Origin of the sequence: Sphingomonas mali NBRC 15500 (assembly GCF_001598415.1) — a bacterium.
GTDB lineage: Bacteria > Pseudomonadota > Alphaproteobacteria > Sphingomonadales > Sphingomonadaceae > Sphingomonas > Sphingomonas mali.
In genome coordinates, this window is record NZ_BCYX01000003.1 from 95919 (window position 1) to 115158 (window position 19240).

Genomic DNA, 19240 nt, shown 5'->3' on the forward strand with positions numbered 1-19240 from the left:
CCGCCGAGGCCTCGTGAGGTCAAGCCCGGCCTCTTCGCACAGCGGCTCCTCGGACGGCATCACGAAACCGCGATCGGCACCGCGCCGTGATAGGCGCCGCGCAGAAAGATCAGTGGCTCGCCGCTTTCGGCGGACTGCAGATCGAGTACTTCTCCCACCGCGAGGAAGTGATCGCCGATATCGACGACATCGTGGATGCGGCAGTCGATCCACGCGACGGCGCCATCGATCAATGGCAGGCCGGCCGGGCTCTCACCATGAACCAGGTCGCCATATTTGTCGTCGGCCCTAGTCGCGAAACGGCGGCATAGATCGGTCTGGTCGGCCGCGAGGACATTCACGCAGAACCGTCCGGTCTCCGCAATCTTGCGCCAGGTGGTCGATCCCTTGTCGGGAAAGAAGCCGACCAGCGCCGGTTGCAGCGAGATTGCGGTGAAGGAGCCGACCGCCAGTCCCAGGCGTACGCCGTTACTTTCCGAGGTTACGACGCAGACACCGGTCGGATAGGCACCCAGCACCTGACGGAAGCGAGCAGGATCGATTATCCGTCGGTCGAGAACCGCGGAAACGCACTCGTCCATCAGCCCTGCCCCCTTTTTTCAGCCTGTACAGGGTTCGTCAGCAGGCCGACCTGCGGAATATCCACTTCCACGAGATCGCCGACTTGGAGCCAGACCGGCGGCTGCCGCTTGGCCCCGACGCCGCCGGGCGTGCCGGTTACAATGACGTCACCAGTGGAGAGCGCGGTGAACTGCGACAAATAGGCGATGATGGTCGGGATCGGGAAAATCATGTCGGCCGTCGGCTGCGACTGCATCACCCGGCCGTTCACGCGCGTCGTGACGGACAGGAGCGAGGGATCTGGGATCTCGTCAGCCGTTACCAGCCAGGGACCGAACGCTCCCGTTCCCGGAAAATTCTTTCCGGGGGTGAACTGGCGGGTATGCCATTGCCAGTCGCGCACCGATGCGTCGTTGTAACAGCTATACCCTGCGACGTGCTCCAACGCCCTTTCCGCTGGGATCGCGCGGCCGCCCTGGCCGATCACCACCGCCAATTCGCCTTCGTAGTCGAACATCGTCGATACCGCCGGCAAGAGCAGCGGCGCGCCGTGGCCGATCTGGCTATCGGCGAACCGGACAAAGATCGAAGGATGCTCGGTCTTGTCGCGGCCTGTCTCCTGGCGGTGCGTCTCATAATTGTGCCCGACGCAGAAGATCTTACCCGGGTTGGGGATCACCGGGAGCAGCACGGCGTCGGCAAGCGGAATGCGCGCCGCTTGCGAAACGGCGTCGCGTGTCCGCGCCAAGCCGTCGGCTGCCAGCAGCGACTTCAGGTCGCCGCCCAGCACGGCTCCGACGTCGGCAATCTCTTCATCATCGACCACGCCCACGCTGTGGCGACCGTTCACGGCAAGACTGACTAGTTTCATGCAACTTCCCCGGATGATTGGACTGTCAGCTGCGCAGCAGACCGAGTCCCCAGCTGTTCAAGGTTCGCTCTTCGTGCGGCCATCGGCCGACTGGACGCGCGTGCTCGACGAGCTCGAGCTCGGCGGAAATCTCCACCCAATTGCCGTCCGGATCGTGGACAAAAATGAACAGGTTGTTGCCGGGTCCATGCCGTCCCGGCCCCCATTGAAGCGGTATCCGCTCGTCCGCGAGACGGTCCGCCCAGTCGCGGATGCCATTCCAGTCCCGCGTCTCGTAGCAATGATGATCCAGGCGATCTTCCGATGCCAGAAACACCGCAAAGCTGTGGTGCTCCTGGCTGCAACGCAGGAAGGACGTGCGCACGCTGCCATCGTCAGCCAGCACATCGTCGGACAGCGTGAACCCGAGCACATCGCGAAAAAACGCAACGATGCGCGCTGGCGCGCGGCTCGCCACGACCACATGCTGCAGCCGGGCGTCGAGGGTCGTGCCTGCTTCCGCCAAAGGCTCGCCATTGGCTAGGCCGAACGCCAAGCAATTGCCGTCAGGGTCATGCACGATGACGGCATCGCCGAAGAACCGTGTCGGGCCGTCGCGGGCCGGCCACCCGGCGCGACCGATACGCTCTCTCAGGCGGTCGAGCTCGGCGCGATCGGGGAGCATGAACCCGGCCGAAACCAACGATCGTGGCACGCCGGTAACGAGGGCCAGCTGCCGGTCAGGCCCTCGTGCGATGACCGCGTCGCCCTCCTTCGACAAGGCATAGCCCAGTGCACGCCGGTAGAAGTCCCCACTGGCACGCGGATCCGAGCAGCCGAGTTCGAGATAGTGAAGGGTCGCGACGAGGCTATCTGGCGGGCGACCTGAGTGATCCAGGCAAATGGGCATGAAACAGATCCCTCTCCGTACCGATTGGCCTCGAAACTTACAAAATTCCCATATATCCGGAAAATTGATCAGTCAACGAGCAGGCAAATCAGCCAGGCGGCCGCCGCCGGCTTGACGGCGGACGCGTTTCGCGGGGAGCAACCGTCCTTATCTCGATATCGTCGCCAACAATGCCGATCACTTGCTCCAGGCGCCGAGGGCCACCGAGGGCAAGGTAGACGCCGCGATCGCCATCGACGTCGACGCGCCGTTCTTCGTTAGTCGCCGCGAAGGGCTTCGCTGATGGTGGTCCCGGCGGCACGGACGCATCGTTCGAGATGTGTGACGAGTGCTGCGTCCGCGGCCGTTGGCGCGGCGGAAATCACGAGGCTGATGCTGCCAAGGATAGAGGCGTCGTTACCGAAAACAGGTGCCGAAATGCCGAGCGCGCCGGCGTCGAGTTCACCGATGGCGGTGAGAACACCCGCCCGGCGGGCCGCTTGCGCGCGCCGACGAAACTCTTCCCAATCGCCGCCGAGCCCGGCGGCAGCGACCGCCGCAGCCGCGCTCTCATAGAAGCGGCGCAAGGCACGCGGCGGCAGGTTGGCGAGGATGACGCGCGATGCCGAACCACGCGTCAGCGGCATGGGCCGCCCGCGCTCGTAGCTGCTGTCGAGCCCCGGCGAGTGCGGCACATACTGATCCACGCACATCACTTCTCGCCGGTACAGTCGGCAAAGGAGCCCGATTGCCGGCAGTGCGCAGGCGTCGACAAGCTCCTCGAGGACCGGGCGCGCCTGGCGAACGAGAGGATCGACATGGCGCGCGATCCGGTCGAGTTCGAGCGCGGCGGGGCCGATCGTATAGCGGCCCGGCTTGTTTGCCACGAGCAGTCCGGCTTGGGCGAGACTCCGGACATATTGATAAGCGGTGCTCCCTGACAGGCCCAATTCGGCGACGATCGCCTCCACCGTCCATTCGGGGCGCTCCAGGCTGAAAAGGCCCAGCACTGCGAGCACGCGATCCGCAGTCGTCATCTATCCCCGCCTTGCACCGTCCGCGCGACAGGTCGCATTGCCCGATCCGAAATCCAAGGAGATTGTGCGCGTGCTGCGACCTGAGTGCACGCGAGCGGGCTACTACCATGTCAGCTGTGCGTCTCTCGTCTTCCGCAAAGCTTCGAGCTTGGCCGCCTCGGCCCCCCGCGCACCCATGCGATCCCCGGCACAGATCGCGGCGACGACGCGCTTGGTATGTGTCCGATAAGTTTCGACGATAAGATCCGAGGCCAACGGCCAGGCTTCGCCCCGCCAGGTAAGGAACGCCTTCACCCCGTCAATAAACAAGCCAAGCAGACGATTGTAGGCGGCGTGTTGTTGCAGCCGCTCGAACGCCTGGAGCGCGGCGACCGGCAGCGGCGCGCAGAGCTGATCAAGATCATCGCCCATCGCCAGCAATGTTGCCCGGTCCTCAAGGGAGGCGCGGTCGCTCGCGAGCCCGGCAGATTCGATGCGCAGTGCCTCAAACACGCGCTCCCCATCGGCACTCTCGACGCGATGGGCGATCAGGTATGCGCAAAGCAAACGGCTGAGCGGGGCCGTGCTGGGCAGGCGCGTCATCAGCCCACGACCGCGGCCGGGCAGCGCGGTTGCCGTCTCGGCGTCCTCCATCAGCCGTATCGCCTGGCGCACTACGCTCTTATCGACGCCGAACTGGTCCGCCAGGTCGAATTCGTTGCCGATCAGTTCGCCGCGCGCCCATGCATCGGGCGAGATCGTGGTCATAAGCTTGTGGACCAGGAGCATTGCGTGGTGCTGGAAACACGAGGCGTGCGGGGCCAGCGGCGGAACGAAATCTGGCTCCGCGCGGCCGGCATCGACTTGCGCGGTCGCCCCTGCCCACTCCTGCCGCATCCAATCCAATATCGACTCTGAATCGGCGAGCGCGGCGTCGGCGATATCGACCGTCTCGTCGCGCAGTGGCGGCAAGAGATCACCGACCATCCTGGCCAGGATCGTCAACAGGGCGCTGTCGGCCGCGCTGATCAACCCGTCACCGAGCACGCGCAGCGTCGCTCCGCGCAGCGACCGCAGGCATTCTGCCGCGGAGGCGGCGTCGAGATGCCTAAGCGCTGCCGCTTGCAGCGCGATCCATGCGTCGACAACCTGGTTTCGATCGAGGCGTGACACATAAGCATAGCCGGCAAGGCGCGCGGTCAGATCCTCCAGGTCAGGCCTTACGACTTCCAGCCCCCCATTCGGGCCGCGCCGCATGCGGGCGTGATTGCGCGCCTCTAGCAGCCGCACGACCTCGCGCAATACATCACGTCCGACGCCGTAGCGGTTGGCCATCGCCTGCTCGGCGCCAAGGCTCAATCCCTCCGGCCATCCACCTTGCAGGAACTGTTCCTCCAACTGGTCAGCGAGCAGCAGCGGCCGCTTGTTGATCGGTGCGCGCCCGACCACACTGTCGACCAATGCGGCGAGCCGGTCCGGCTTGGCGGGATCCCGATCGGTCATGCGACAGGCGTCTCCGCGACCGGCCCGTTCGCTCGCGTCGGGCGTCCGGCACGGTCGGCAAGCCCAACGCTGATCGTGGAGATGGCAAGCGCTATCGCCGCGCACACGAGCGGCGCACCGTAGCTTCCGCTGATATCGTAGCCGGCGCCGATCAACACCGGGACTACCCCAAGAGCGACCATCGTCATTGCCAGGATCATACCGAAGATTTCCGCCGAGGCACGCAGGCCGAAATAGCGCGTTGTCAGATAGGGCGATAGACCGGTCGTGGCACCGGTGCCGAGACCGATCAGCACCGCCCCCGCAACGAGCACGGGTAGAGCGGTCGTTGCCGCCATCAGCCCCAATCCGGCGATCGGCAGCGCATAAAAGACCTGCAGGGCAAGGATGCCGCGGGCGCGGTCGGCGACATAACCCGCGACGAACGCGCCCGCCATGCCCGCCAAGAACACGGAAGACAAAACGAACGCAGCCGTTTCGCCGGCAACGCCGCGACCGGTCAGCCACGCAACGATATGGACAATGAGCCCGAGAAGGGTTCCGCTGGACAAGCAACTTGCCACCGCAAGCAGCCAGAAGGCAGGGGTGCGGACGGCGTCGCGCGCACTCGCCCCTGGCAACGCGACCGGCCCGTCGGCATGGTCGGTGGAAGGGCGCCGACGCAACATGGCGAGACTCACCGGGACGCCAATTGCGACGACCAGCGCAGCCAGCACACGATAACTGTCGCGCCAACCGAGAGCCACAATCAGGTGCTGCGTTACCGGCGCGACCACCGCTTGCGAGCAAGCTGGGGCAACCGACAACACCACTCCGATGGCGAGCGCGCGATTACGGTCATACCAGGACGATATCAGCCCGACGAAGGCGGGCGGCCCGGCGAACGCAGCGCCCGCGCCCAACGCAAGAGCGCCCGCCCAAAAAGCGATGCCGACGCTCTCGACGATCGAGAAGAGCAGCATCGCCAGCGCCACCAGGACAAGCCCGACGGCGACCGGTTGATGAACGCCTATGCGGTCGACCAGTCGCCCCCCAAACGGCATGAGCACCGCCGCGGCTATAGAGGAGACAGTGATCACCTCCGGAAAAACCGCCCGGCCCCAACCGAGATCGGCCGAAACCGGCTGAAGGAAGACCGGAAAGGAGCCCATGAAGATGGCGGACATGCCCACCGCCATGCACAACGCGCTCGCCACCGTTGCTTGCCATCGGGTCGGTACCGCCACTTATTCTCTCCTCACGGCCCGTTCCACGTCGGGCTCGTCCGTCGTTACGCTCTCAGCGATCCTTCAGCGCGCCATCCCAATGTTCGGCCAGCTTCCCATCCTCGATCCGCCACATGTCGAACCAATAGGTGCGATAGGTTTTGGACGGATCTTCTGGATCGGGCAGGTCACGCGGCAGGATCATCACGATCTTGTCCTGCTCGTGAACGAACATCGGCGGTTCCGGCGCGGGACGCATCTCGGTGCGTGCGCGTTGCGCATAGTCGGACTTGGTGAAAGCGATCACCGGTTCGACGCCCGATTCGATGTTGGGATTGTGCTGAATATATTCCTCGGTCACCAAGGGGCGAACCTCGTCCGAGCGGTTTGGATCGATCAGCAGGCCCATGAATTTCTGTACCAGGTCGATCGCTGCCTGGCGGTCGAGGGGGCTGGTCCGCGTCATTCGCTTATCTCCTTATCAAAACCACTCGGGCACCAATGACCCGTCGATCCAAGTCGCGTGGATACCCAGCCGCATCCGGAGCGGCAGGCTGATCCGTGCCACGGGCCCGGCCGCGAGGTTCAGGCTTTCCACGATCACCAACTCGCTGCGCCGCTCGAGCGGACGGTTGAGCAGCGCGATAAGATAGCCATCTCCTTCCGCGGCATCCACCGACCGCGGTACGAACACCGGGTCCTGCAAGGTCGCCGCCGGGCCGGCGTACCAGTTCGTGCGCGCACCCGTGTGAAGATCGAAATGGCTCAACTGGTTGAACATTACAGGCACCGGACGGCCATTGACGTCTGTAGTCAGCAGCTTGGGATCGAGCGTCGGTACGAACATGTGGCGATACGGCCGGAGGTCGCGCCTTGGATCGATATGGGCGCCCTCCCCTCCGACCGGCGCGAGGACCTCACGATCGGTCAATTCAGTCGAATTGGCATGATAATCGATCCGCCAGCGGACCAGCGCATTGGGCACGCTGCCGGGCGGCGGCGCGTTGCCGTCCGCATCGGCCACGACCGGCGCGAAACCATTCCCTTCTGCCTCCAGAAGATCGAAGACGATCTTGCCGTCTTCCTCATAGGCATTGACGGTGTGGCCGGGAAAAGCCGGCGGCGCGGTGAACCAGCGGATTTCATCGCCACATCCCTTGCGCGGCATCACGCCGAAATATTGCGGCATGTCCGCTTCGTAGATGAAATGCGGACCACCGGCGCGCAGCCGCGCCATGTCGCTGGTAATCGGCATCATCGGAAACAGCACGTAATTGTCTGTCACCGCACAATCGTGGATCATCGCCGATCGGGGCGCCTCGAACCATGCCTCGTGCGCCAAGGCGCCGTCGGCATCGAACACATAATAAGCGACGTCGCGGGTCGTCTCGCCTTTGGCGGCATAACCGAATGCGAACAACTCGCCGGTGCGCGGGTCGATCTTCGGATGGGCAGTAAAGGTCTTGCTGGTGATCGCCCCGTTTGCCGTCCATGCGCCACGCGTGCCGAGCGTATCGGGATCGATCTCATAGGCAAGGCCATCCTCCTTGGCGGAGAACAACCGGCCGGCATGGAAGAAAAGCGCGGTATTCGCGGTGGTCCGGCTTTTGCCCGCGACCGAGGGATCATCGGAGAACGGATCACGGTAATTGCCGAACAGCGAGCGCCGCGCCTCGCGTTCCAGGAGATACCGTTCGGTGCGGACGTAGCGGGTGCGGAAGTCGACATGGCCGTCCTTGAAGCGGAACGCGCGTACCGAGCCGTCGCCACCGGCAGCTATGGTCATCGGATGGATAACCGCGACTTCGGGCGGAAAGACCTGGTCCGGCACCGCCTGCACCAAAAGCCCGTCCAGTTCGGTTGGGACGGTACCTTCGACCACTTCCAGGTCGAACACCTCGCCTTCGAAGCGACAGGGTTCATCGATTCCCTGCGTCATGATCGCCGGGAAAGCCTTCGTCATGTTTCCTGCTCCTAGTTGCGAACCCGCAGTTCTTCTCCGCAGTTCTTCGCCATGACGTTCGGCCAAGCGGGCGCCGGAAACCAGACGGCGGGAATCCTCTTCCTCGTTACCCCCGCGAAGGCAACACACACCGCCCCATAACGCCGTCTGGTTTGCGCTCCAGCCGAAGCGCATTTCCCGGCCATCGCGATAGACGACAACCGATTAGGCGAGGCACAGATGAGCGGCATCGGACCGACCTCCATTCATGAATCCCCCCTCGGCACGCCCGAGGGCCGCGCAATTCGCGACCGAGTCGCGGGTCTCGTTCCCTTGATCCGCGAACACGCGACGGAGGGCGAGAAGATCGGCTGCCTGCCGTTGCCGACGCTGAATGCCCTTGCCGACGCCGGCGTGTTCCGCATTTCGGTACCGATCGAATATGGCGGCTTCGCTTTGGGCGCGCGCGACTTGGTCGAGATTGTCGCCGAGATCGCGCGGGGCGACGGCTCGGCGGCCTGGATCGCAATGATTGGGTCGGGCTTCGCGCGCGTCATGCTGACCTTTCCCGACCAGGCAGTGAAGGAGGTCTATGGCCTTGTTCCCGAATGGAAGGGGCCGGTAGTCGCCAGCGCGTCGCTCTTCTCCGAGAAAATCCAGCGGGCGCGCAAGGTCGATGGCGGCTATATCGTCGAAGCCGGTGGCAAATGGGGTTTCGGCAGCGGCTGCAAGCACGCCGCCTTCGTCGTGGTCGGCGCACAAATCGATGACGACCGTGGCATGGTCTTGCTCGAGCGCGGTCAATACGAGATCGTCGACGACTGGAAAGTGATGGGCCTGTGCGGCTCTTCCAGCAACAGCATCACCGTGGCCGAAGACGTGTTCGTCCCCGAGCACCGGGTCGCCAACCTCGCCAACATGCCCAAGGGGCTGGACGGGCTGCGGAGCCGCTTCGCCGGGCTCGGCTACAAGCTCGATGGCCTCGGGCTGATGCTGATCGTGGCGATGGAAACGATGGCGATCCCGCTCGGGATGGCGCGCGGAGCCTTCGATTGCTTCGTTCAGCAGTGCGAGAAGAAGAAGCCGTTCAACCTGCCCTATGAGACGCTCGCCGCCACGCCGTCGATCGAGGTCGTCGCTGGCAAGACGCGCGCGATGATCAATGCGGCAGAGGCGCTGATCTTCGGCCGCGCGGACTATATCGACCGCAAGGCGCTGGCCGGCGAGCCCTTCACCCCGGCCGAAGAGGCCGAGATCATGATGGATTTCGTCCATGCCGGAAATGCATGCGGTCAGGCGATCGATATGATCCAGATCGCCCTTGGCTCGTTTACCGTCAGCCTTTCCAACCCGATCCAGCGCTACGTCCGCGACACGCGCGTAGCGCTCACCCACGGGTCGACTCGTCTCGATCCGGCCGCGGAGATTAGCGGACGGCTGCTCATGGGGCTCGCACCGCTCGGCGGATTCGCTGCAGCGGTACCGGGAATCGACAAGGCGGCACAGGGCGTCCGCGCGGCCTGACGGCGGCGGTTCGACGATGATCGCAATGGCGGCCGGCGCGTGCTGCCCAACGGAGGTAACACATGGATTTGAGGCTCGACGGCAAGCGCGCGTTGGTGACCGGCAGCAGCTCGGGCATTGGCGAGGCGATCGCCCACTATCTGGCAAAGGAAGGCGCCACCGTAGTCGTTCACGGCCGCAACGCCGAGCGGACGCGCGCCGTGGCGGCTGCGATCAACGATGCCGGAGGAATCAGCCACGCGGTGACCGGCGACTTGACCGATGACGCGTCCGTATCGGCACTCGTTGCCACGATCGAGCGCGAGGTTGGCGGCATCGATATCCTGGTCAACAACGCCGGCGGCCGACCGAAGGGCTTCGCGCGCGACGGCTGGCTGGGCCAAGGATCGGACGCCTGGCTCGATACCTACAAGCTCAATGTGATCGCCACGGTGCGACTGATCGACACCCTGGCGCCGGGCATGATCGAGCGCGGTTGGGGCCGCTGCATCCAGATCGCTAGTGCGGTGGCGCTCCACCAACCGCCCAACTTCCCCGATTATCAAGCGGCCAAAGCGGCGGAGATCAATTTGTCGCGCAGCCTATCGCGCTCGATGGCGGGCACGGGCGTCACCGCCAATTCGATCAGCGCCGGCATCATTCACTCGCCGGGCTCGGAGAACGAGTTGCAAGGCATCGTCCAGGAACTGAAGTTGGCCGAGCGCTGGCAGGATGTCGAGCGCACGCTGGCGCTCGACATCTTCCGCCAGTCTGCGGGCCGGGTGGGCAGAGGTGACGACATTGCCGCGACCGTCGCCTTCCTCGCGAGCCCGGTCGCGGACTTCATCACCGGTACCAACATAGTCGTCGACGGGGGTATTTAGGGTGACGCCGGCAAGCGGTACCGGGCGCGAAGCGCTGGTGTCGCTCGCGCGCTGCTACCTCAGTGCGTTGGTGGACGGGCGGCCCGATGACGTGCCGCTCGCCGCCGGGTATCACGCTACCGAAAATGCACGACCGGTCGCCCCGGGCGAAGGTCTTTGGCAGACGTCGCGCACCATCCCCGGCCATCCGGCAATCCTCTGCGACGAGGCGCGCGGCGAGGTCGTGGTAATTGGTGCGATCCAGACCGAAGGCCTCCAACCGCTCGCCCTGCGGCTGCGTATCCAGGCCGGAGCGATCGCCGAGGCGGAAGCGATCGTCAGCACCAACGCACACGGTTTCTTCGCCGATGTCGACCAATTGGTGAACATGGACTTGATCTACGAGGCGCCGGTCCCGCCCGAGCGCGGTGCGACACGAACAGGCCTGCGAGAGGCCGCCGACCTTTATTGGGTGGCTCTCGGGGAAAGTGACGGGAGCCTGGTCGCCGTCAATCACCGTGCCGACCGCTACGCCAACGGCAAAAAGACCACCAACAATCTCGAGATTCTGCTGTCGCCCGACAAGACCGTCCACACGATTGCCTCGATCATCACCGGGACGCGTCCAGCACGGCCCAAGGTCCGCGAGAAGCGTTTTCCGGTCCAGGACGAGGCACGCGGAGTCACCGTGTCGATCGCGATGGTCGATTTCGCCGACGACCCGCGGAACCCGCGCCCCGACACCGGCTGCTTCTACATCATGAACCTTTTTAAGGTGGTCGATGGCGAGATACGGATGATCGACGCTATCCACCAGATCTTGCCGAGGGGAGCCGCGTCGGGATGGACCGACGCGAGCTGAGCGTCTGCGCATAAGGAGAATGTCCGATGCAGCAATCGATGCGCGACGTCACCGGCAAGGTCGCGTTCGTCACGGGAGGCAGCAGCGGGTTGGGATTGGGCATCGTCCGCACCTTTGTCGAGGCCGGGATGAAGGTCGCCTTTTCCTACCGCACCGCCTCACACCGCGACCGCGCGATGCGCTTGTTGGCGGGCCGTGAGGAGCGCGTGCACCCGATCTGCGTCGATGTTGCCGATCGCCCCGGCATGGCAGCGGCCGCCGAAGAGGTGAAAGCGCACTTCGGCAAGGTTCACATCCTCGTCAACAATGCTGCGGTCGGGCTCATCACCGGGCTAGCGGAGGCGACCTATGACGACTGGGACTGGGCCCGCAGCGTCAACATCGACGGCGTGTTCAATGGCATCTACGCGTTCCTGCCGTTGATCCGCGCACACGGCGAAGGCGGCCATATTGTCAGCGTGTCCTCGATGGGCGGCCTGGTCGCTGCGAAAGCAGGTGTTTATTCGGCCACCAAGTTCGCCGTCGTCGGTATGATGGAGGGGCTTCGCACCGAACTCCGCGAGAGCAATATCGGCGTCTCTGTCTATTGCCCGGGAGGGATCAACAGCAACATTCGCGATTCCAACCGAAACCGGCCGGCACATCTCGGCGACACCCGTTTGCCCGGGCAGGATCTAGTGGATTTCCTCGAGGACCTCCGCCGGCGCGTCCCCGATCCCGAGAGGGATGGCCCCGGCATGGATCCGCTGGAGGCCGGCGCTTGGGTACTGCGCGGCGTGCAGAACAATGACATGTTCATCCTGTCGCATCCGGAGTTCGAACCGGCGGTTCGCGATCGATCGGAGGCACTGCTCGGTTCTTTCCGTATGGACGGCCCGCCGGCGCCACAAGCGCGGCTGGACGAGGAGCGCGATGTGCTGCGGCCGGCAATGTACGTCGAGGAGCGCGATCGCGTCCGATCCAGGACGCCATCTGGCCGCCTCGATATCGCCACGTGAAAAGCGCCGTCTTGTTTCGCCGCCTGGCCAAGCAATGGTGACGATTGCCGCAAGAGCACCAGAATTGGAGGAGGGGACATGACCCGACAATATTTGATGAGCAGCGCCGGCCTTGCCGCGCTCCTGATGTACACGCCTGCCCAGGCCCAGAGCGAGGTACCGGCAAGCAACGCCGCTCCGCCGCAGGCAACGACGGCGGCTGCGCCCACTGACAGCGACCAAGGCGTCCGCGATATCATCGTAACCGCCGAGCGCCGCTCGAACACCACGCAACGTACGCCGGCGACGATCGCTGTCCTCAGCGGCGATGAGCTGCGAGACCGCGGCGTCTCTACGATCGATGACGCGCTTTCCCACGTTTCGGGCGTCTTTGTTCAGGCCAATAACAAGGGCGCCAACATCAACATTCGAGGGGTCGGCACGAGCCTAGATTCGGCGGCCGGGGACCCGGGCGTGAATACCAACATCGATGGCGTCTATATTCGGCAGGCGAGTGCCGTCGTCGGCGGGCTTTACGACCTCGATCGTATCGAGGTGCTAAAGGGGCCGCAGGGCACGCTCTACGGCCGCAATGCCACTGGCGGGGTCGCCAATATCCTGACCGCCGATCCGGGGCACGACTTCGGCTATCGCGGCCAGGTCACAGTCGGTGACTACAGCCTGGTCCGGACCGATGCCGCGATCAATGTGCCCTTGTCGGAAACGTTCGCGATGCGCGCCGCTTTCGGCAGCGAATCGCACACCGGCTACTACGACACCGGCCAGGACGACGCGAAGCGCTTTGGCGGCCGGTTGAAGCTGCTATGGACCCCCAGCAGCGCGGTCCGCATCCTTGTCGGCGGATCCTATGCCCATGACGGTGGCGTCGGCCCGGGGTCGATCGCGGCGTCCGAACCCGAGGGTTCGCGTCATGCGGTAGACGATGGCATCCGCGGCCAACTCAACCAGAAGTTCGTCACCGCCTTCTCGACCGTTCGGGTCGACACCGGCCCCGTGGTGGTGACCTTCATCCCCACCTTTTCCAACTATACCTTCGATTCGAGCGGCAAGTCCTATGGCTTCGTCAACAGCCAGCGGGTTCGCGAGCGCCAGTTCACCTCCGAGCTACGCCTGTCATCCCCCACCGCCTCGCCGGTGCAATGGGTGGCCGGGCTGTATTATTACAACACGAACCTCGCCAATCTCGCGGTGCTGACGAACCAGGGCATCATCAACGACCAACCCGAGCTGAAGACCGAATCCTATGCCGCATTCGCCGATGCCACCGTGCCGGTCACTAAAGGACTGCGCCTGATCGGCGGGGTGCGGTACACCAAGGATCATAAGACGCAGCGCAACACGTTTGTTTCGAGTCCCGCTGGCTCCTCCGGCCCGTTCGGCGGTGTACTCGATTCCGATGCGGTCAACTTCCGCGTTGGCGCGCAATATGACCTTGCACCGTCAGCCCTGCTCTACGCGACCTTCTCGACCGGGTATAAGGCGGGCGGTTTCACCCCCGACGAACCCGGGTTCAACACCTTCAAACCGGAGCGACTCAGCGCGGTCGAGGCCGGCGTGAAGACGCGGCTGTTCGACAACAAACTTCAGTTCAACGTGTCGGGCTTTCACTACAGCTACGACAACTACCAGGTGTCATCGCTCGGCTTCGCCCATTATGGCGGGTTGAGCGCGCTCGTGTTCAACAGCCAAGGCAAGACCACGGTCTATGGTCTGGAGCTGCAGATGAGCTACCGGCCGACTCGAGACGATCAATTCGACCTGACGCTCTCGCCACTCCATTCCCGCTTTGGACGGTTCATCATCCCAGCGACGACGATCCCCACACCAGGGGGGCCAATCGTATTGGCACCCGAGATCGACGTCACGGGCGAGGAAGTCCCTTCCGCCCCCGGCCTGAGCGGTACCGCGTCCTACGAGCATAACTGGCGGTTCGGCGGTGGCCGCCTGGCGGCACGGGCAGATACCTTCTTCTCGACGTCTTACTGGAGCGAGTTCTCGCACGCGGCGTTCAGCCGGCGACCGGGCTATACGAAGACCGATCTCAGCCTGACCTTTTTCGGCAAGAACGATGCCTGGTCGCTTGGCGCGTTTGTGAAGAATGTCGAGAATAGCTGGATTGTCACGCTGAAGGCGAACACCCCGACGGGCGGTGACTTCGCTTTGCAGCCGCCGCGTACTTTTGGCTTCACACTCAGTCTTCGACGATAAGCACGCGCCTTGGCAATGGGGCCGCGACACAAACGATCGTCTATCCAATATCGGGACGCGCCGCATCCCTAGCGGCGAAGCAGTGGTTTGCGTGCGCGCAAACCACTGCTTTTCGAACTTGGCGACGAACGACGCCGGAGTAGCATGACAAGCGGCGAGCGCAACCGGTACGACGCCACCGTGAATTTATGATCGAAAACGCGACCCGCGTAATACCCGTGGCGGTAACCCTCGGTGGGGCTGTGCGGCGGCGAGAAGAAATGCATCCCGGCGACATCTACAGAACGCGCAGCGCCAAGGGCTTTAGCGATCTTGACCCGCGACCGAGGTTATGGGCGGCGGCGACGGAGGCCGGTTCAATTCAGGCTGTGCGACGGCACGTCCTCCCGCTCAAGTTGGGTGATGAACCCAGCACCTTGGCACGAGCTTTTTTTACGGAAAACCGAGCCTCGTGCGTCTCCCTTAGGACAGAAAGTGGAAACTCATGACAAAGGAGCTGCCTTTTCCCGCGACGGGGTCGTTGGAGCGACGTAAGTCCAGCGCAGCGATCACATGGAATCGCGGGCGCGGCGATTCCAAATACCAGCCGCCGGCTTCGCTGCATCGGCGCGTCGGGCACACCGCATGTCGGTGCCCGCTCCTTTGAAATCGCGAGACGTCAAATGAATGAACCCTATCGCGCCAAACGCGCGCACGAAGCCGCACTTAGAAAAGTAGACCGCGAACATATCGCGACGATGCACGTGATAGCCAAGGCATGTCCGCACAGCCTAATGAGAGTGCTTGGCCTCATCGCCCGGCATGGCAGGGTTCCCTTTTTCATTTGCGCCGAGCGACAGCCTCCCGGACAGCATTTTCGTGTCGAGATCGAGGCACTGCCGGACATGGCTGCGACAGCTCTTCTCGAGAAGATTACGGCTGACATGTCGGTCAGGCGAGCGGTCTGGCTGGAATGCGCCAACACGCAGCCGAACCTGGACGCCTGAGCCACTAAAAGGATCAAGACGAGTGAGCCCACCAGAACCGCATGTCGCCAATGCTCCGTCGCCCGGTGCCGCGCCCGACTGGACGATTCCCCAGGATTGGGCACACTACACGGCCGAAGAGCATGCCACCTGGGATACTCTGTTCGCGCGCCAGGCAAAATTGCTGCCCGGCCGCGCGTCCGAAGCCTATCTGCGCGGGCTCGACGTGCTCAAGCTGTCCAAGCCCGGCATCCCCGATTTCGAGGAACTGTCGGAGCGGCTGATGAAGCTCACCGGTTGGCAGGTCGTCGCCGTCCCTGGCCTCGTCCCCGATGACGCGTTCTTCGACCATATGGCCAATCGTCGTTTCGTCGCCGGCAATTTCATCCGCCGTCCCGACCAGCTCGATTATCTCCAGGAGCCCGACGTCTTCCACGACGTGTTCGGCCATGTGCCGATGCTCGCCGACCCGGTATTCGCCGATTATCTGGTCGCCTATGGCCAGGGCGGTCAGCGCGCCCTGGGGCTGGACGCGCTGAAATATCTCGGACGGCTCTATTGGTATTCGGTCGAATTCGGCCTGATCGCCGAGCCCGAGGGCCTGCGCATCTATGGCTCAGGGATCGTGTCGAGCTATGCCGAAAGCCAGTTCGCGCTCGACGACCCCAGCCCCAACCGTATCGGCTTCGACCTCGCGCGGGTGATGCGGACCGAATATCGGATCGACGATTTCCAGCAGAATTATTTCGTCATCCCCAGCTTCGACGAATTGCTCCGCGTGACGGTCGAGACCGACTTCGCGCCGCTTTATGAGCAGCTGAAGGCGCAGCCTGATATCAGGATCGCCGAAATCTTGCCCGACGATGAAGTGCTGACCAACGGCACGCAGGACTATGCCCGCAGTCGTACCGCGATCCAGATTGCCCAAACGTGAGCGTTCGCGTTCAACTGATCAGCAAACCTGAAAAGGATTATCTCCGATCAGCCGTGCAAGAATGACGTGATGCGCTCCGCCATCGGCCCCCAATCGACCGATCTTTCTGCCAACCAGGCGTCGTCATAATAGGTGCACGCATAGCGATCGCCGCTGTCGCACAACAGCGTGACGATACTGCCCTCCTCCCGTGCCGCGACCATTTCATCAGCGATCGCAAGGCAACCCACCATATTGGTTCCGGTCGACCCGCCAACCTGCCGCCCTAACATCCGTGAGACCGCACGCATCGCACCGATCGAGTCGGCGTCGCTAACGGCAATCATCCGATCAATTACACCGCGAACGAAGCTTGGCTCCACACGCGGACGACCGATGCCCTCGATCCGGCTCGAGCAACCTTCGGGAAGCTCGGTAACGGCGGGGTTGGCATAATGACGGTGGAAAACGGAATTCTCGGGATCTGCTACACACAGCCGCGTCGTATGTCGCTGATAGCGGATGTACCGACCGACAGTTGCCGAGGTACCGCCTGTTCCTGCTCCGCAGATGATCCAGGCCGGCACGGGATGCTCCTCATGCGCCATCTGCGCGAAAATGCTCTCGGCGATATTGTTGTTGCCGCGCCAGTCGGTTGCGCGCTCCGCGAAGGTGAACTGGTCGAGATAATGGCCACCCGTTTCCCTCGCTAGCCGGTGCGCGACGTCATAGACGGTACGCGGGTCGTCGACAGAGTGGATCTCTCCGCCATGGAAGCGGATCGCGTCCAGCTTCGGCGCCGCGGTCGCGGAAGGCACGACCGCGATGAACCGCAGTCCGAGCATTTTAGCGAAATACGCCTCACTGACCGCGGTGGAGCCGGACGATGCCTCGATCACGCAAGTGTCTGGACCGATCCACTCATTGCAGAGGGCGTACAGGAAGAGCGAGCGCGCCAGACGGTGTTTCAGGCTGCCGGTCGGGTGGCTACTCTCATCCTTCAGGTACAAGGTGATACCCGGATGGCGCGGCAGCGGCAGGCGAATGAGGTGGGTATCGGCGGACCGATTGAAATCTGCCTCAATCAGTCGAATGGATTCGCTGAGCCAATGACGGTTATTGCTGATCGTCACTGGCCCACCACGCATGGCTCAGCCGCGCGTTCGCGACGCTCGTTTGTCATTTAAAACGTTCCATCTTGCGGTCGTCATGCCGGTTCGAGCCGAAGGGTGAGCGGCTAACCGAGCAGACCGTCAATTTCCCCAACCAGACGGGTGCGGGTGCGTTCGCGCAGAGCAACAGCCTTCCCGTCCTTGACGAGCGTCAGATTCGGAATTCCCTGGACGCCGAACTTTTCCACCAGCAGAGGATTTTCGTCTATGTTGACCTTCACCACTTTCAGATCGTCTCCGTAGACCGATGCCAGGCCCTCGATCGTCGGCAGGAGCGCCATGCACGGTCCACACCACGGCGCCCAAAAATCGATCAGGACGGGCCGCTCGCTCTGCCCGATTTCGATGTCGAAGTTTTCATCTGATACTGGAGTGATGTCTGCGCTCATGTTCTGATCCTCTGTTGTGCGCGAGGAATGAAGCCGTCAGGAATTTCGACGCGTCGGCGCGCCTCTCCGTCGAGCCGGCGACGGATTCTTCAGGCACTGTCGACAAGGGTAAGCACCGTGTTCATCAGGGCACGGATCACCTCATCCTTGCGATCTCGGGCAGCCTCTCGGACAGCCGTCATCCGATCCATCGTCCGCATGATGTGGTCGCTTGAAATGACTCGACTCGACTCGGGGAGCGATTCCAGCGGGTCGAAATCAATATTCCCAGCCTCGTCGCGCGGCGCCGTCGCCATGGCTTTCCAGCCGCGAAGCAGATGCTCGCGATCGATCCGCTCTTCGTCGGTCATGAACGCGGTCTCGAGATACAGGAGCCAGTTGAACAGAAAAGGCTCGAACAGGCCGGCAAATTCCCGCGACACCGATTGAACAGGCCAGGCAATTGCCTCGATGAATGTCGCGACCCGGTAGCTCCAGGGGTCGGTGTCTTTCGCAGTTGCGGTCATGGCCGCGCGTTGAACGCCGCGCCAATCGCCGCGGGTCGTGCTTTGCCCCGCGAGTTCGCGATCCCAAAAGGACAGGATCTGAAATCCCACGCCGCGAAGATCAGCGCCGATGTGCGCCGCCAAGGCGAAATTCGGCTTGAGCAAAAGGTCGAGACAGTGCCTGGCAAAGTGCGGCACGACTAGGCTCAGGTCGACCCCAGGCCGAATTGCATCGAGCCACTCAGTACCGAACACCAATACCGTATCGGATGCGTCGAGCGAGAATCCCCCATCCGGCGCCTCGGATTTCCTCACTCCGGCGGCGATGAGCTGCTCGCACAGCTGCGCCAAATCTGCCGGAATGCCGGTCCGTTGCTCGAATTCACCGCGATCGTGCGTTTCGGCAAGCGCGCCGCTGATCGAATTCGGCTGACCGTCGCTTTTCCAGTTGAGGTTCGCGTCCGGCGCCAACGCGCGAGCGTTCCACAGCACCCGCACCGGCTCGAGCAATTGGCTTTTTACCGCCGGGCTACCGCCGAAGGCTTGAAGGGTCATCTCGCAAGACTCACGGTAGGAGGTCATCGAGTTCGGCGGCTAGCTGCGTGCGGGTCCGGGACGTAAGGCGCGCGATGTGCTCGCCCGCTTTTGTCAGGTACAATTGCGGGATCGACTGGATGTTGAACTTCTCCTTCAATGCCGGATTCTCGTCGATATCAATTTTGACGATCTTGAGACTGTCCGCATACATCGGGGCCAACGCCTCGATCGTCGGCAATAGTGCGCGACACGGCGCGCACCACGGCGCCCAGAAATCGATGAGAACGGGAAGGTCACTGGCCACGACTTCGTTGTCGAAATTGGCCTCATCTACAGCGGTGATGTCGCTCATATTTCACTCGATCAAAATGGGCGGACT

General features: G+C 63.3%; 19 protein-coding genes. 7 read left to right on the plus strand and 12 right to left on the minus strand.

What is annotated here, in order from left to right; translation table 11 throughout:
- Nucleotides 1–59: 59 nt before the first annotated feature.
- The 8 genes from SMA01S_RS04360 to SMA01S_RS04395 all read right to left on the minus strand — a co-directional run bounded on the left by SMA01S_RS04360 (nucleotide 60) and on the right by SMA01S_RS04395 (nucleotide 7987).
- Nucleotides 60–581: a flavin reductase family protein gene (locus SMA01S_RS04360; protein WP_245649148.1), complete on the minus strand. Its 522-nt coding sequence runs from the start codon at nucleotides 579–581 to the stop codon at nucleotides 60–62.
- Nucleotides 581–1432: a fumarylacetoacetate hydrolase family protein gene (locus tag SMA01S_RS04365; RefSeq protein WP_066817790.1), complete on the minus strand. Its 852-nt coding sequence runs from the start codon at nucleotides 1430–1432 to the stop codon at nucleotides 581–583. The genes SMA01S_RS04360 and SMA01S_RS04365 overlap by 1 nt, the downstream gene beginning before the upstream one ends.
- Before the next feature lie 25 nt (nucleotides 1433–1457).
- Entirely contained in the window at nucleotides 1458–2321 is an 864-nt protein-coding gene (locus tag SMA01S_RS04370) for a VOC family protein (protein ID WP_066817792.1), read from the minus strand.
- A 257-nt stretch (nucleotides 2322–2578) separates the two neighbouring features.
- Nucleotides 2579–3337 carry an IclR family transcriptional regulator gene (locus SMA01S_RS04375; RefSeq protein ID WP_066817794.1) on the minus strand — a complete coding sequence of 253 codons (759 nt, stop codon included), beginning with the start codon at nucleotides 3335–3337 and terminating at the stop codon, nucleotides 2579–2581.
- A gap of 102 nt (nucleotides 3338–3439) precedes the next feature.
- On the minus strand, nucleotides 3440–4819 hold the full coding sequence (locus SMA01S_RS04380) for a GntR family transcriptional regulator (protein ID WP_066817796.1): 1380 nt from the start codon (nucleotides 4817–4819) through the stop codon (nucleotides 3440–3442).
- The gene (locus tag SMA01S_RS04385; RefSeq protein ID WP_218016830.1) at nucleotides 4816–6045 is read right to left on the minus strand and encodes an MFS transporter; all 1230 of its coding nucleotides are present in this window, start codon (nucleotides 6043–6045) and stop codon (nucleotides 4816–4818) included. The genes SMA01S_RS04380 and SMA01S_RS04385 overlap by 4 nt, the downstream gene beginning before the upstream one ends.
- Nucleotides 6046–6097: 52 nt before the next feature.
- Nucleotides 6098–6490 (minus strand): nuclear transport factor 2 family protein, encoded by a 393-nt coding sequence (locus tag SMA01S_RS04390; RefSeq protein ID WP_066817802.1) that lies wholly within the window; start codon nucleotides 6488–6490, stop codon nucleotides 6098–6100.
- Nucleotides 6491–6505: 15 nt separating this feature from the next.
- The gene (locus SMA01S_RS04395; protein ID WP_066817805.1) at nucleotides 6506–7987 is read right to left on the minus strand and encodes a carotenoid oxygenase family protein; all 1482 of its coding nucleotides are present in this window, start codon (nucleotides 7985–7987) and stop codon (nucleotides 6506–6508) included.
- A 219-nt stretch (nucleotides 7988–8206) separates the two neighbouring features.
- Between SMA01S_RS04395 and SMA01S_RS04400 the strand changes: the two genes are divergently transcribed.
- The 7 genes from SMA01S_RS04400 to phhA all read left to right on the plus strand — a co-directional run bounded on the left by SMA01S_RS04400 (nucleotide 8207) and on the right by phhA (nucleotide 16299).
- Complete coding sequence (locus SMA01S_RS04400; protein ID WP_066817808.1) at nucleotides 8207–9490, plus strand: acyl-CoA dehydrogenase family protein; 1284 nt, start codon at nucleotides 8207–8209, stop codon at nucleotides 9488–9490.
- 62 nt (nucleotides 9491–9552) lie between these two features.
- Nucleotides 9553–10353, plus strand: a complete 801-nt coding sequence (locus SMA01S_RS04405; protein WP_066817811.1) for an SDR family NAD(P)-dependent oxidoreductase — start codon at nucleotides 9553–9555, stop codon at nucleotides 10351–10353.
- Nucleotide 10354: 1 nt separating this feature from the next.
- Nucleotides 10355–11194: a DUF8021 domain-containing protein gene (locus SMA01S_RS04410; protein WP_084250055.1), complete on the plus strand. Its 840-nt coding sequence runs from the start codon at nucleotides 10355–10357 to the stop codon at nucleotides 11192–11194.
- Nucleotides 11195–11220: 26 nt separating this feature from the next.
- The gene (locus SMA01S_RS04415; RefSeq protein ID WP_218016831.1) at nucleotides 11221–12192 is read left to right on the plus strand and encodes an SDR family oxidoreductase; all 972 of its coding nucleotides are present in this window, start codon (nucleotides 11221–11223) and stop codon (nucleotides 12190–12192) included.
- Between the two features lie 78 nt (nucleotides 12193–12270).
- A complete protein-coding gene (locus tag SMA01S_RS04420) occupies nucleotides 12271–14400 on the plus strand; it encodes a TonB-dependent receptor (RefSeq protein ID WP_066817814.1) in 2130 nt (709 codons plus the stop codon).
- A 662-nt stretch (nucleotides 14401–15062) separates the two neighbouring features.
- Nucleotides 15063–15386 carry a hypothetical protein gene (locus tag SMA01S_RS04425; RefSeq protein ID WP_157093794.1) on the plus strand — a complete coding sequence of 108 codons (324 nt, stop codon included), beginning with the start codon at nucleotides 15063–15065 and terminating at the stop codon, nucleotides 15384–15386.
- 22 nt (nucleotides 15387–15408) lie between these two features.
- Entirely contained in the window at nucleotides 15409–16299 is an 891-nt protein-coding gene (phhA, locus tag SMA01S_RS04430; protein WP_066817820.1) for a phenylalanine 4-monooxygenase, read from the plus strand.
- Nucleotides 16300–16346: 47 nt separating this feature from the next.
- On the opposite strand, the gene SMA01S_RS04435 is transcribed toward phhA, so the two are convergent.
- The 4 genes from SMA01S_RS04435 to SMA01S_RS04450 form a co-directional block, all read right to left on the minus strand.
- Nucleotides 16347–17411, minus strand: coding sequence for a PLP-dependent cysteine synthase family protein (locus SMA01S_RS04435; RefSeq protein WP_245649149.1), 1065 nt, complete (start codon nucleotides 17409–17411; stop codon nucleotides 16347–16349).
- 104 nt (nucleotides 17412–17515) lie between these two features.
- Nucleotides 17516–17839: a thioredoxin family protein gene (locus tag SMA01S_RS04440; protein ID WP_066817826.1), complete on the minus strand. Its 324-nt coding sequence runs from the start codon at nucleotides 17837–17839 to the stop codon at nucleotides 17516–17518.
- Between the two features lie 89 nt (nucleotides 17840–17928).
- The gene (locus SMA01S_RS04445; RefSeq protein WP_066817829.1) at nucleotides 17929–18879 is read right to left on the minus strand and encodes a hypothetical protein; all 951 of its coding nucleotides are present in this window, start codon (nucleotides 18877–18879) and stop codon (nucleotides 17929–17931) included.
- A gap of 10 nt (nucleotides 18880–18889) precedes the next feature.
- On the minus strand, nucleotides 18890–19213 hold the full coding sequence (locus SMA01S_RS04450) for a thioredoxin family protein (RefSeq protein WP_066817832.1): 324 nt from the start codon (nucleotides 19211–19213) through the stop codon (nucleotides 18890–18892).
- Between the last annotated feature and the right edge of the window lie 27 nt (nucleotides 19214–19240).